Annotated in this window: 13 protein-coding genes; 3 read left to right on the forward strand and 10 right to left on the reverse strand. The window is 67.8% G+C overall.

The genetic code is table 11. The annotated features are described in order from the left end of the window. Nucleotides 1–11 precede the first annotated feature (11 nt). Nucleotides 12–1,301 carry a peptide MFS transporter gene (locus F9288_RS09310; RefSeq protein ID WP_174836357.1) on the reverse strand — a complete coding sequence of 430 codons (1,290 nt, stop codon included), beginning with the start codon at nt 1,299–1,301 and terminating at the stop codon, nt 12–14. After that, nucleotides 1,298–2,308, reverse strand: a complete 1,011-nt coding sequence (locus F9288_RS09315; RefSeq protein WP_174836358.1) for a dipeptide epimerase — start codon at nt 2,306–2,308, stop codon at nt 1,298–1,300. Before F9288_RS09315 ends, F9288_RS09310 begins: the two co-directional genes overlap by 4 nt. Nucleotides 2,309–2,587: 279 nt before the next feature. Between F9288_RS09315 and F9288_RS09320 the strand changes: the two genes are divergently transcribed. Then, entirely contained in the window at nt 2,588–3,292 is a 705-nt protein-coding gene (locus F9288_RS09320; RefSeq protein WP_174836359.1) for a helix-turn-helix domain-containing protein, read from the forward strand. A gap of 268 nt (nt 3,293–3,560) precedes the next feature. On the opposite strand, the gene F9288_RS09325 is transcribed toward F9288_RS09320, so the two are convergent. From F9288_RS09325 to F9288_RS09340, 4 genes are read right to left on the reverse strand one after another with little or no spacing between them, the layout of a single operon-like run. Beyond that, nucleotides 3,561–5,333 carry an SLC13 family permease gene (locus F9288_RS09325; protein WP_174836360.1) on the reverse strand — a complete coding sequence of 591 codons (1,773 nt, stop codon included), beginning with the start codon at nt 5,331–5,333 and terminating at the stop codon, nt 3,561–3,563. Further along, nucleotides 5,330–5,764 carry a YidH family protein gene (locus tag F9288_RS22130; RefSeq protein ID WP_174836361.1) on the reverse strand — a complete coding sequence of 145 codons (435 nt, stop codon included), beginning with the start codon at nt 5,762–5,764 and terminating at the stop codon, nt 5,330–5,332. Before F9288_RS22130 ends, F9288_RS09325 begins: the two co-directional genes overlap by 4 nt. 55 nt (nt 5,765–5,819) lie before the next feature. Then, the gene (locus F9288_RS09335; protein WP_174836362.1) at nt 5,820–7,676 is read right to left on the reverse strand and encodes an AsmA-like C-terminal region-containing protein; all 1,857 of its coding nucleotides are present in this window, start codon (nt 7,674–7,676) and stop codon (nt 5,820–5,822) included. Nucleotides 7,677–7,690: 14 nt separating this feature from the next. Next, nucleotides 7,691–8,191 carry a pyridoxamine 5'-phosphate oxidase family protein gene (locus F9288_RS09340; protein WP_174836363.1) on the reverse strand — a complete coding sequence of 167 codons (501 nt, stop codon included), beginning with the start codon at nt 8,189–8,191 and terminating at the stop codon, nt 7,691–7,693. Nucleotides 8,192–8,458: 267 nt separating this feature from the next. Here F9288_RS09340 and F9288_RS09345 point away from each other — a divergent pair, with 267 nt between their 5' ends. Together F9288_RS09345 and F9288_RS09350 are read left to right on the forward strand one after the other, a co-directional pair. Then, nucleotides 8,459–8,701, forward strand: a complete 243-nt coding sequence (locus F9288_RS09345; RefSeq protein WP_174836364.1) for a hypothetical protein — start codon at nt 8,459–8,461, stop codon at nt 8,699–8,701. A gap of 5 nt (nt 8,702–8,706) precedes the next feature. Further along, the gene (locus tag F9288_RS09350) at nt 8,707–8,856 is read left to right on the forward strand and encodes a hypothetical protein (protein ID WP_174836365.1); all 150 of its coding nucleotides are present in this window, start codon (nt 8,707–8,709) and stop codon (nt 8,854–8,856) included. Nucleotides 8,857–8,901: 45 nt separating this feature from the next. Here F9288_RS09350 and F9288_RS09355 read toward each other — a convergent pair whose 3' ends face one another. Genes F9288_RS09355 through F9288_RS09370 form a run of 4 tightly spaced genes read right to left on the reverse strand, consistent with a single transcriptional unit; the run spans nt 8,902 to nt 12,860 of the window. Further along, entirely contained in the window at nt 8,902–9,639 is a 738-nt protein-coding gene (locus tag F9288_RS09355; RefSeq protein WP_174836366.1) for a peptidase, read from the reverse strand. A 19-nt stretch (nt 9,640–9,658) separates the two neighbouring features. Next, nucleotides 9,659–10,507: a transglutaminase family protein gene (locus tag F9288_RS09360; RefSeq protein WP_174836367.1), complete on the reverse strand. Its 849-nt coding sequence runs from the start codon at nt 10,505–10,507 to the stop codon at nt 9,659–9,661. 6 nt (nt 10,508–10,513) lie between these two features. Continuing rightward, nucleotides 10,514–11,449 carry an alpha-E domain-containing protein gene (locus F9288_RS09365; protein ID WP_174836368.1) on the reverse strand — a complete coding sequence of 312 codons (936 nt, stop codon included), beginning with the start codon at nt 11,447–11,449 and terminating at the stop codon, nt 10,514–10,516. A gap of 1 nt (nt 11,450) precedes the next feature. After that, nucleotides 11,451–12,860 carry a circularly permuted type 2 ATP-grasp protein gene (locus tag F9288_RS09370; RefSeq protein WP_174836369.1) on the reverse strand — a complete coding sequence of 470 codons (1,410 nt, stop codon included), beginning with the start codon at nt 12,858–12,860 and terminating at the stop codon, nt 11,451–11,453. Nucleotides 12,861–12,938: the final 78 nt, after the last annotated feature.

The following is a 12,938-nucleotide window of genomic DNA, read 5'->3' on the forward strand; positions in this document are numbered from 1 at the left end:
CCGCCCGGACATCAACAAGCGGCTTCCCCGGACTCGTCCTGCGCGGCGACCAGCCGCGACAGCGGCCGGTCTAGCGCGCGCAGCAGCAAGGCAGCGGCGGCGGCGATCGCGACGAGCAGCAGGAAATAGGCGGGCGGCGTCATGCCGTGCCACAAGGTGCCGACCAGTCCCGCCGACAGGCTGCCGCTGAAGATCGTGACATACCAGGCGGCGACCGTCGTCGCGCCCAGCCCGGCCGGCGCCAGCCGCGCGAACAGGCTGAGGCCGGTGGGCAGGATATACAGCTCGCCGAAGGTGAAGATCGCGAAGAAGGCGGCCAGCCACGGCCATGCCGCCCGGCCGTGGCTCGTCGCCGCGACGGTGGCGAGCAGGAGGTAGGCGAGCGCGACGATCAGCGCGCCGGTCGCCATCTTCGCGCCGGGCGCCTCGGGCGCGCCCGCCTCCGCCCGGCGGCGCCAGTGGCGCAGCAGCGGCGGGGTGAGGAGCATCACCAGTAGCGGGTTGAGCGACTGGAACCATGTCATCGGAACGGTCCAGCCGCCCGCCGCGCGATCAACGCCGCTGTCCGCCCACAGGGCGACGGTGTTGCCGACCTGCTCGTAGGCGCCACGGAAGATCGTCACCGCCACCGCGATCCCGAACAGCAGCAGCACCGTCCGCCGGTCCATCCGCGCGCGCCGCCCGGCCTTCCCGCGCGGCGCGGCCGCGCGCGTCTGGTCGGGCAGATAGCGGCCGCCGGCGATATAGATCGCAAGGCCCGCCAACATGCCCAGCCCGGCCGCGCCGAAGCCGTAATGCCAGCCCCATATCTCGCCCAGCGTGCCGCACACCAGCGGCGCGAGGAACCCGCCGATGTTGATGCCGACGTAATAGACGTTATAGGCCCAGCCGACGCGCGGATCGCCCGGCTCGTAGAGGTCGTCGATCTGGCTCGGCAGGCTGGGCAGGAACAGGCCGTTGCCGATCGCGATCGTCGCCAGCGCGAGATAGAGCAGCGGCTCGAACGTCATCATCAGATGGCCCGCCGCCATGATGCTGCCGCCCAGGATGATCGCGCGCCGCTTGCCCAGGAAACGATCCGCCACCACGCCGCCGATGATCGGGGTGAAATAGGCGCAGGCGGTATAGGCGCCGTAGATCACCGAGGCATGCGCCTGCCCGATCATGAGCTGCTTGGTCATGTAATAGACCAGCAGCGCGCGCATCCCGAAATAGGAGAACTGCTCCCACATGTTGGTGAGGAACAGGACGGTCAGCCCGCGCGGCTGGCCGAACCACGGGGTGGCGGCGGAGCGGCTCATGCGACGGGCGTCGCCTGCGCTCCCCATATTTCCTCGCCGGCCCAGATATTGCCGTCGCGATATTCCACCCCCGGCACGCGGTCCCGCGTCAGGAAGGTCGGGCCGTCGAGGTCGACGAGGTCGCATAGCTGCCCGAGCACGAAACCCGGCGCCATCGCGAGACTGGTGCCGACCATGTTGCCGACCATCACGCCCATGCCGAGCCGGCGCGCCTCCCCGGCCATCATCAGCCCCTCGGTCAGGCCGCCGCACTTGTCGAGCTTGATATTGATCACGTCGAAGCGCCCGGCGGCGGTGGGAAGTTCGGCCAGCGACAGGATGCTCTCGTCGCCCGCGATCGGGATCGGCGACTTGAATCCGTCGAGGTCCTGCTCGCGCCCGCGCGCCAGCGGCTGCTCCAGCAGGCTCACCTCGGCGGCCTGCAACGCGGCGATCAGCGGATCGAGCTGCGCGGCGGCGAAGCCCTGGTTGCCGTCCACGCCCAGCCAGGCGTCGGGTCGCGCGGCGCGGATCGCCCGGACGCGCGCGATGTCGAGATCGAGATCGCCGGTCAGCTTGATCTTGATCGAGCGCGCATCGGCATAGTCGCGCGCGCGCTCGGCCATCACGGCGGGATCGTCCGCGCCGATGGTGAAGGTGGTGCGCAGCGGGCGCGGCGCGTCGAGGCCGGCGAGTTGCCACACCGGCTGGCCGGCGCGCGCCGCCTCCAGCTCCCACATCGCGCAATCCACCGCGTTGCGTGCGCCGCCCGCCGGCAGGATCGCGCGCAGTTCCTGCCGCGTCGGCCCCGCCTCGATCGCGGCGCGCGCGCCTTCCAGCGCCGTCAGCATCGCGGGCGCATCGTCCCCGGTGTAATAGACGCCGGACGCCTCGCCGCGCCCGCGATGCCCGCCGTCGGACAGGGTGACGACGACCACGTCGGACGTCTCGAAGACATGACCGGAGATACGGAACGGCGCGGCGAGGCGCAGCGTTTCGGTGGTCCAGTCGATGGAGAGCCTGGTCATTGATGGAATACCTTCATCGCGGAGAAAGCGGGATGGAGCGCGGGTTCAGGCCGACGCGTGGGCGGGGGGCGGGTTCTGCCGGAAGCCGGGCGAAAGCCTGTGAAAACAGCATGCCAAGGCGGCTGGCGGCGACTAGCCCTCACTTTTTCCCTCCTTCCATCCGGTGTGTCGGGGATTGCCCCGGTTCGGCCCTATTGGTAAAACGCGGACCGAATACGCTTCGATAGGACGTTTTATCCCAATCGGAGAATTGGTCAACTTTTAAGGAAAGAAGTTTCCATGGCTGCGCCCGTTCCAACGCTGGGCGCGCTTTTGCGCGGAATCCGCAGTCGCAACGGTTGGACGCTGAAGGAAATGAGCGCCCACAGCGGCATCCCCGTCTCCACTTTGTCCAAGGTGGAGCATGACCGGCTGACGCTGACCTATGACAAGCTCCACCAGCTCAGCCAGCGGCTGGGGATGCGGATGTCGGAGCTGTTCTCGGAAAGCGACGAGGAACTGGCCCAGCCCGTCACCGCGCGGCGCAGCATCGGCGACCGCGACCGCTCGGTGCGGATCGAGACGGCGAACTACGACTATCGCTATCTCTGCACCGAATTGCGTCGCAAGCGGATGATCCCGGTGATCACCAACATCCGCGCGAAAACGCTGGAGCAATTCGGTGCGCCGGTGCGCCACGCCGGCGAGGAATATATCTATGTCCTCAAGGGGCGTATCACCGTCATCACGGAATTTTACGATCCCGTCACGCTGGAGGAAGGCCAGTCGATCTACATCGATTCGAACATGGGCCACGCCTATCTCGCCGCCGAAGGATGTGACGAGGCGGAGGTGCTCGGCGTGATGTCGAGCGCGGATGAGGAATTGATGCAGTCACTGCTCGGCATCCATGAGGAGCAGAAGAAGATCGCCCCGGCCAGAACGCCGCGTGCGCGCGGCGGTGCGAAGCACAAGCGCAAGGCGGATCAGTCTCCCGAGGCGTGAGACTGGATTCTCGCACGCACCGGCCGGGAATGGGGCATCGCTGCCGGCGGCATTCGGACTCTGGTTCGCGGATCTTCGAATGTTGGTGATTGCCCGATGCAGGCCCTTGAAAGGCGTGCCTGTCAGAGAGGCCTCAATGCCGCCACCCCTCCTCATACTTGCGCCAACGCGGTGATTCTCCTCCGCCGGTGCCGGTCATCGAGGCGGCGATCCCATGCGGATGCTCAAGGCCAATCCGGTCGTTGAACGGCGGGTGATATCGGGCTCATCACATCGGCCAGACGGCGGCGATCAGCGGGGTTCCCACCGCCAGCACCAGCACGGACAGGGGCAGCCCGAGCCGCCAGTAATCCCCGAAGCGATAGCCGCCCGGCGCCATCACCAGCGTGTTGCACTGGTGGCCGATCGGCGTGAGGAAATCGCAACCGGCGCCAACCGCCACCGCCATCAGGAATGCGTCGGGATGCAGCCCAAGCCCCGTCGCCACCGACACCGCGATCGGCCCCAGCACCAGCACGGTCGGCGCATTGTGCAGGAACGGCGAGCAGGCCATCGCCACCAGCATCATCGCGCCGAGCGCCCAGATCGCGGGCAGGATATGGAGCTGCCCCACCAGCAGGTGCGCGATCAGGTCGGTGCCGCCGGATTCGCGCACCGCCTCGCTCAGCGGCGTCAGCGCGCCGATCAGCACCAGCACCTCCGGCTCCAGCGACTGATAGGCCTCGCGCATCGACAGCGCGCCGATCACCACCATCGTCACCGCCGCGCCGAAGAAGGCGGCGGCGACCGGCGCCCGCCCGGTGCCGACCAGGATCATCGCCACCGCGAGGATCAGCACGGGAAGCCAGCGCCCGCGCCGCTCGCCCATCTTCACGTTCCGCTCGGCGAGCGGCAGCAGCCCGAGCAGCCCCATCATCTCGGGAAGCGCGCTTTCGCCCGCGCGCAGGATCAACAGGTCGCCGCCACGGAAACGGATGTCGCGCAGACGATCGACGATGCGCTCCCCGTTACGGCCGACGCCGAGCAACTGGACGCCGTAGCGGTCTTCCATCCGGGTGCGCTCGGCGGTGCGGCCGATCAGCGGGCTATCGAGCTGGACCACCGCCTCGATCGTGCGCATCTCCTCGTCAGGCTTCTCCTTTCCGACGTCGTTCCCGTCGCGTTCGGGGGCGAGCGGCGCGCGCGCGAAGACCCGGTCGAGCGCGCCGTCCTCCCCTTCGAGGATCAGGCTGGCGCCGGGGACGAGCTGCATGTCGGCAAGCGTCCTGCGCCGGCTGCCGTCGGGCAGGATCATCGCGCGTGCCTGGACCTTGTCCTCGCCCAGCTTGAGGTCCGCGACGGTGGCTATCCCCGCCGGCAGCTCGTCCGCGATCCGTGCCTCGGTGCTGTAGGTCGCGCGCGAGGCGATCTCGCCGAGATCGACGCGCCCCTGTCGGTCGCGCGGCAGCAGGCGCCAGCCGAAGCTGACGAAGATCAGCCCCAGCGCGGTCAGCGCCAGTCCGACCGGCGCGAAATCGAACATGGCGAAGGGCTTGCCCAGCATCTCCTCGCGCACCTGCGACACGATGATGTTGGTGGAGGTGCCGACCAGGGTGACCAGCCCGCCGAGCAGCGACAGGAAGGACATCGGCATCAGAAGCGCGGCGGGCGAGGAGCTCTTGCCTCGCCCCATGCGCAGCGCGACCGGCATCAGGATGGCGAGCGCGCCGACATTCTTGGTCACCATCGACAGCAGCGCCGTCGCCCCCGCCAGCACCGGCACCTGGCTGCGCGGCCGTTGCAGATGCGTGGTGAGCGGGCGGATCAGCAGCTCGATCACCCCCGATCGCGCGATCGCGGCGCTGATCACCAGCGCGGAGGCGATGACGATCACCACGTCGCTGGTGAAGCCGGTGAAGGCGTGCTTCGCCGGAACGACGCCGACGGCCAATCCGATCAGCAAGGCCGCCAGCGACACCACGTCGTAGCGGAAGCGCCCCGACGCGAAGCACAGGATCGCGCCGCCGATGATCGCGAAGGAAAGCGCCTGATGCGCGGTCAACCGACCCAGGTCCCGACGAGCGCGGCCATGCTGACCAGCACGAGGAAGCCGTTGACCGTCACCAGCATCCACGCCGGGATGCGCCGGGTGTCGGGCTGGGGCGGGGAGACGCGGATCATCTGTCGCCATACGGCGGCGGCGAAGCAGAAGGCGCTGAACAGGATCAGCACCGATACGGTCGCCCCGATCAGCCACGGCGCGACCACCTTGTCGAGCAACGCCTGCGCGCCGATCCCGGAAGCGAGCGCGGCAAGCCCGGTTCGCACCCATGCGGCATAGGTTCGCTCGGCGGCGAGCACGGTGCGATCGGCGGCAAGTTCGGTGCGCCGGTCGGCGCTATCGGTCTGCTGCTCGGCGCTTTCGCTCAGCCGCCCGGCGCTGTCGGCGAGCTTGACCTGCGCCGCGGCCGCTTTCCCCTGTGTCGCATCCATCGCCTCGCCAAACGCGCGGAAGCCGAATTCGTTACATGCGCCCCCGGCCCGTGCCTCAGCGCAGCACCTTCGCGGCCAGTCCGGCGCAATCGGCGTCGGTGGCGCGCGGCCCCTGATCGCCGGTGATCGCGCGGCCGATCGCCTTGAAGATATTGCCGGCGGACTTCACCTGCTTCGGCACGACGACATCCGGTTCGCGGATCGTCCCCGCCAGTTCCGCCGAGCCGGGCAGGCGCAATACGCTGCCCCGTTTCGGGGCGCCGGTCAGCCGGATCGCGAGCCGTTCGGACGGGAAGGAAATGGTGCCGGCGCCGTCCAGCCGGCTTTCACTGGTGTCGACGATGAACGGATCGACCTTGCCCACGCCGCCGCGCACGTCGGCGCCGACAACCACGCATCGCAAGCCGGCGCGCTGGCTTTCGTTCGCCAGCAGCGCCCGGCCGGCATCGAAGCCGAGCGCGGCGGCGATCTTGTGCGGCAAGGAGCCGTCGCGCGCCGCCAGCCCGATCCGTCCGTCCGACGCGCCGACCGCCTCGCGGATCGTGCTGCCGCGCCCGACCAGATAGGCGCGCGCGTCGACGCGCCCGGTCACCGATCCGCCGCCGCCGGCCAGAGCGCCGATCGAGCTGCCCGTGATGCGCAGGTCGAGCGTGACCTTCGGCACCTTCGCGCCGTCCCGCTGGTCGACGACCGCACGGCCGGCGAGCGCGCCTTGCCGTAATCCGATGCGCAGCGGGTCGACGACGAGAAGGCGGCGATCGAGCGTCACAGCGCCGGAGAGATTCGTCAGCGGCGAAGGCTTGTCCCCATCGACGATGCGGGTCGCGCGAAAGGCTATGCGCCCATCGGTATGGCTGATCTTGTAGATGTTGATGCGGGTTTCCGGCACCAGCTTCGGTCCATGCGCGCGCACCTCGGCGCGGGCGGCCGCCTCGCTTCCGGGCGAGGAGAAATCGTTGAAATCGAGGAGATCGGAGTGGATTTCACCATCCAGCCCGGTGCGCGGGCCGGACTTGTCGACGGTGACGCGACCAACGATCCGCGACTGGCCGATCGTGCCGGTGAGATCGCTCACGATCCACTTCGCGGCCCGTCGTTCGACATGCGCCGCGAGATGGACGGGGTGCGTTTCGAACAGCCCGGCCTCGATGATCGCATCGACCATCTTGAGATCGCGCGCGCGCGTCTCGAGGTCCAATGTCATCTCTCCGGTATCGAGCGGGTGCGCCATCGTGCCGGCGGCGGTCATCGCCAGATCGGCGCCGTCGATCGTCGCGCGGAACGGCCAGCGGCCATCGTTGCCCGCCAGCGGCGCGCCGGCAAGCGAGACTCGCACCGCGCTGCCGCGCACGATGCCGGGTCCGCTGGCGCGCAGGCCGTGCACCGGGTCGGCCGCCACGTCCAGCACGACCGCGCGATCCTGCGCCGCGTCGCGATAGCTGATCCTCATGTCGCGTACGACCAGCCGCGTGAGGGATGCGCGCCCGCCGGCATCGCCTCGTCGCCGCGGCTCGCGCTCCCAGTTTTTCCGCTTGTCCCTCGTGCGCACGAGGTTGAGGCGCGCGCCCGAGATCGTGAGCGCCGTGGGCCGGAAGCCGCCGAGGAACGCGGAGAGGACCGGGAAAGTCACGTCGGCGCGCTCGATCCGCGCCATGTCGCCGTTGCCCGCCCACGGCGGTTGCGGCACGCGCAGCTCGCGGATGGTGATCGTCGGATGGAACGAAAAGACTTCCCGCCGCTCGATCGCCGCGATCGTGACCGGGCTTCCTAAACGCGCGCTGAGCCGCTGCTCGATCAGCGACCGGAACTGGCCGAACGGAAAGGCGGCTAGCCCCAGCGCCAGAACAAGCGCGAAACCTCCGACGACATAGGCGCCAATCGCGGCGGCGCCGCGCCAACCGCGACCGGGCATCGCTCGCCGTTCGATCAACCGCGTGTTTCGGCGGTTGTCCGAACCGTGGCGTGGCTTCCTTCCTGATCCGACCTGATCGTGCCACCGAACAGCATCTTCACCTTCCCGGCGATCGACATGTCGGTTTCCCACAATTCCGCGCTATCGATGTCGACACGCAGCAGCGCGAGGTCCGGATCGTCCTTTCCGCCCGGAAACCATGCCTCGACCTGCCTGTTCCACAATTTGTCGATCAGCGCCCGATCGTTATCGACACGCGCCTTCCCGTGCAGGCAGGCGAAGAAATCATGTCCTCGCGACACGAACTGGAGCATCAGCTCGCCGCCATTGGCGACGCGATTGTTCCGGCCGATGAAGAAGAACAGCGTGTCCACCTGGTCCCTGTCGAGTTGCGCGGTCAGCGGCTCGCTATGCGTGCTGCCGTCGGCCGGGCCGACCATCAGGAATGGACTCTCGGCCATCTTCTTCCACAGATCGCCCTTCAGCTTGGTCGCATCGGCATGGGTATCGGTCATGGTGCTCGACTCCTTTCGATTGAACAGGAGAACGGGAAACGGAGGCGTTGGTTCATCGATGCAGCGCACAAGTTACGAAGCGCATGTGATGTCCTGCCCGAGCCGGACGCTCCTTCGATCATCATCGATCAATTCTCCGGATCGACCGGAAACAGCCTTTAGCGGAAAAAATCACGGTGCTCGCGCGGATTTATATTTGCGGATTACGCGGCAAGAAATATTCCTGTTTCAGGATAGCTTATTCCGCTGCTTTTGAAAGCGCGCTTAATGCCAGAAGATCAGCAGAAGGATGATGATCGGGATAGGAATGCCGATAAGCCAAAGCAGAATTCCCTTGCCCATATCCATCTCCTCACGGTCGTTGCAAAGGTTCAAACCATCATCTTCTGGCGCGGTTCCACCAGCTGTTCGAATCGACTTCACGCGCGGCGACGAGCGCGGCGACGGGGAACCTTGATCGCCCTCGGGAAATTCTCGTCCGATGCGATCGGCGCAGGATCGAAGGAGTGACGGAGATGATCAGGAAGCTCAAGTCCGGCAAATATCGCCTTTATTCGCGCAAGCCGGATGCGGAAACGGGCAAGCGCCGCAATCTCGGGACCTTCGACACGCGGGCGGCGGCCGAGAAGCACGAGCGGGAAGTCCAGTATTTCAAGCGACACTGACGCGGCGGCGCGGCCGGATGGCGGCGACCAGCGGGCTCCGGCGCGTCAGCAGAGTATGGCGGGCAGGCTGGAGAAGGCGTTGCGCAGCGCCTCGCCCCAGCGCCGCGAGATGGCGACGAAGCGCGGATCGTCCGCCTCGATCCGCTCATGGACGTCGAACGCGCAGGCGTCGCGGCGGATCACCGCGAGGTCGAGCGGCATCCCGACCGACAGGTTCGACCGGAGCGTCGAATCCATCGACACGCACACCGCCTTCGCCACCTCGTCGAGCGGCGTTTCCATCGTCACCACGCGATCGAGGATCGGCTTGCCGTATTTATGCTCGCCGATCTGGAAATAGGGCGTGTCCGCGGTCGCCTCGACGAAATTGCCCGCCGAATAGACCATGAACAACCGGTGGCGCCCGCCCCTGCGCTGGCCGCAGACGAGGACCGTGGCGTCGGCGCCCGCGCCCTCCGCCTGGATCGAATCGCGATAGCGGTCCTGCAATCCCTGCATCGCCTCGCCGACCAGCTCGGCGACGCGATACAGGCTGGCGGCGTTGAGGATCGTCTCGACGTGCGGGTCTTCCGCCGATCGTTCGATCGCCTGCTCGAGCCGGGTAATGACGCCCTGCGTGATCGAGAGGTTGCCGGAGGTCGCCATGCCGATCGCGCGCTCGCCCGCGCGTTCCCAGGTGAACATCTTCGAGAAGCGCGAGACGTTGTCGACGCCGGCGTTGGTGCGCGTGTCGGACAGCAGCACGAGGCCATCGGCGACGCGCACCGCGACGCAATAGGTCATGGCAGGATGTGTCCCCCGATCATTGCTGCTGCTGTTGCTGCTGCTGGATCGTCTCGATGTCGCCTTCGCCGTGCGCGATCCTGACGTCGGCCGAAACGGCGCCCGGCCCCCCGCCGGTCACGATCCCGCGTACCGGCGCGGCGTCGTCGGCGTCAAGGCCGGTGCACAGGCGGACATAATGGTCGGTCGGGCTGACGCCATTGGCCACGTCGAAGCCGACCCAGCCGAGATCGTCGACATGGGCCTCGGCCCAGGCATGGGTCTCGAACTGCTGATGCTCCTCGTCGCTCGCCAGCAGATAGCCCGCGACATAGCGCGCCGGCACGCCGCGCGCGCGGGCGGCGGCGATGAAGACATGGGTATGGTCCTGACAGACGCCGCCCTCGCCCGCGAGCGCGGCGGCGGCGCTGGTCGTGCTGTCGGTGATGCCGCCGCGATAGGGGAGAGCGCCGCGCACCTTCTGGCTCAGCGCGTGCAGGCCGGCGAGTGCGTCCGTCCCCGGCGCCAGCCCCTCGCCGAGCGCGTGGATCGCGTCGTCGGCGCCGGTCAGCGCCGTCGCGCGCAGGAACACGGCGGGCGGCGGCGCGCGGCGCAGCCCCTTGACGATCCCCGCGCGATCCTCCGTCTCGACGCGGCCGTGCGCGACGATCTCCAGGTCGTCGCGCTGGCCCTGCGCCAGCCATTGCGCGAAGCGCTCGCCATAACCGCTGACGATGGTGTGGGCGATCTCCTCGCCGTCCACCTCGACATGCCAGTCGATGACCTTCTGCCCCTCATGGTTCTGCGGGAACAGCTTGAGGCGCAGCGCGACGCCGGCGGCGCCTTGCGGATAGCGCATGTGGGTGAGGTGGCGGACAAGCAGCAGCATCTGGGCCTAGGCGAAATGATAGGCCTGCGCGATCTCGCGCGACAGGCGGTTGGTGATGGCGAGCGCGTTCTGCACGAATTCGTGCAGCCCTTCCTCGAATATCTCGCCGCTCTCGCGATCGCGCAGCTCGGAGAGCAGGCCGGCGGCGGTGGCCTGCGCGGCGGTGCGGCGGCCGTGCGCCTGCGCGAGCCGGTCCAGATGCCATGCGATCTGGCCGAAGCAGAACGACAGCGATCGCGGGAATTGCGCGTTGAGGATCAACAGGTCGGCGATCCGCCACGGCGTATAGTCGCCGCCGCCATAAACGTGGTGATAGGCGCGCGCCGCCGACAGCGCGTGGAGCACGGAGGTCCATTGATAATGGTCGCGCGCGCCGCCGACCACCGAAGTCTCGGGCAGCAGGACGTAATATTTCACGTCGAGCAGGCGCAGCGTCATCTCGGCGCGTTCGAGCGCGCCGCCGATGCGCAGGAAATCATGGCCCGCGTTCCTGATCTGCCCGGTCTCCGCCGCGCCGCGGAAGGTGGAGGCGCGCGTCTTCACCCAGTCGAGCAGCTCGGGCAGGTTGCGCCGCGCGCTGGCGACGTCGTAATGCTCCAGCTTGCGCCAGTCCTCGTTGAGCGCCTCCCACATGTCCTGCGTCAGCGCGGTGCGCACCGCGCGGCCATTGGCGCGGGCGCGCAACATGCACGCGCGGATCGAGGAGGGGTTGCCCTCGTCGAGCAGCAGCAGGTGGACGATATCCGCCTCCGCCACCGGGCGGTCGCCCTCGATCAGCCCGTCGCAGCCGGTGACGCGCAGCACCGATCGCCATTCCTCGCGGTGGATCGGGCCGGGCAGGATCGCCATGCGCTGACCCATCTGGATCAGCCGCGCGGTGCTTTCCGCCCGCTCGATGTAGCGCGCCATCCAGAAGATGTTCTCGGCGGTGCGGCTCAGCATGTCATTCGTCCAGCACCCAGGTGTCCTTGACGCCGCCGCCCTGCGAGGAATTGACCACCAGCGACCCTTCCGTCAGCGCGACCCGCGTGAGGCCGCCGGGCGCGAGCCGCATCTGCTTGCCGACGAGGCAATAGGGACGGAAATCGACGTGCCGGCCGACGATGTCGTGATGCCCCAGCACCGGCACGGTCGACAGGTCGAGTGTCGGTTGGGCGATGAAATCGGCGGGATCGGCGCGAATCCGCGCGGCATAGGCGTCGATCTCGGCGCGCGTCGCCTTGGGGCCGATCAGCATCCCGTAGCCGCCCGATCCATGCACCTCCTTCGCCACCAGCTCGCCGAGATGATCGAGCACATAGGCGCATTCGTCGGGCAGCGCGCAGCGCCACGTCGGCACATTCTCCAGGATCGGCTTTTCCGACAGATAGAAGCGGATCATCTCCGGCACGAACAGGTAGATCGCCTTGTCGTCGGCGATTCCCGCGCCCGGCGCGGAGCACAAAGTCACCCCGCCCGCGCGATAGGCGCCGAACAGGCCGGGCACGCCGAGCATCGAATCCGGGCGGAAGGCGAGCGGGTCGATATAATCGTCGTCGATGCGGCGATAGATCACGTCGACACGCTTCGGCCCGTGCGTCGTCTTCATCCATACCTTGTCGCCGTCGACATAGAGGTCCATCGGCTCGACCAGCTCGACGCCCATCAGGTCGGCGAGGAAGCTGTGCTCGTAATAGGCCGAGTTGAACGCCCCCGGCGTCAGCACCACCACCGTCGGGTCGCTGCCCGCGCCGGCCGGCGCCACTTCCTTCAGCGTCGCGAGCAGGTCGTTGGGATAGGAATCGACCGGCGCCACCCGGCTCGCCCCGAACAGTTCGGGGAACATGCGCTGCATGATCTCGCGGTTCTCGAGCATGTAGCTGACGCCGGAGGGCGTGCGGCAATTGTCCTCCAGCACCTGGAAGCCGCCCTCGCCGGTGCGGATGATGTCGATGCCGACGATATGGCTGTAGACGCGCCCCGGCGGATCGAAGCCGATCATCTCCGGCAGGAACGCCTTGTTGCGATAGACCAGCTCGCCCGGCACGATCCCGGCGCGGATGATCTCGCCGCGATGATAGACGTCGTAGAGGAAGGCGTTGAGCGCCCGCGCGCGCTGGCGGATGCCGCGATCGAGCACGCGCCATTCGGCGGCGGAGAAGATGCGCGGCAGCAGGTCGAACGGGATCAGCCGCTCCGGGTCGCCGCCCTCGCCATAGACCGCGAAGGTGATGCCGATGCGGCGGAAGATCGTCTCCGCTTCCTTCAGTCGCGCGTTGAGGCCCTCGATGCCGACTTCCTCGACCCAGCGGCGCACCTCGGCATAGCAAGGCCGCACCGCGCCGGTCTGATCGGTCATCTCGAAAAAGGCCATCCGCTCTCCTTCGCGAAAGCGTGATGATGCACTGCACAATGCTTTTGGCAAGCGATTTGTATCGTGGCACGAAGCGGC

Source organism: Sphingomonas sp. CL5.1 (assembly GCF_013344685.1).
Taxonomy (GTDB): Bacteria; Pseudomonadota; Alphaproteobacteria; order Sphingomonadales; family Sphingomonadaceae; genus Sphingomonas.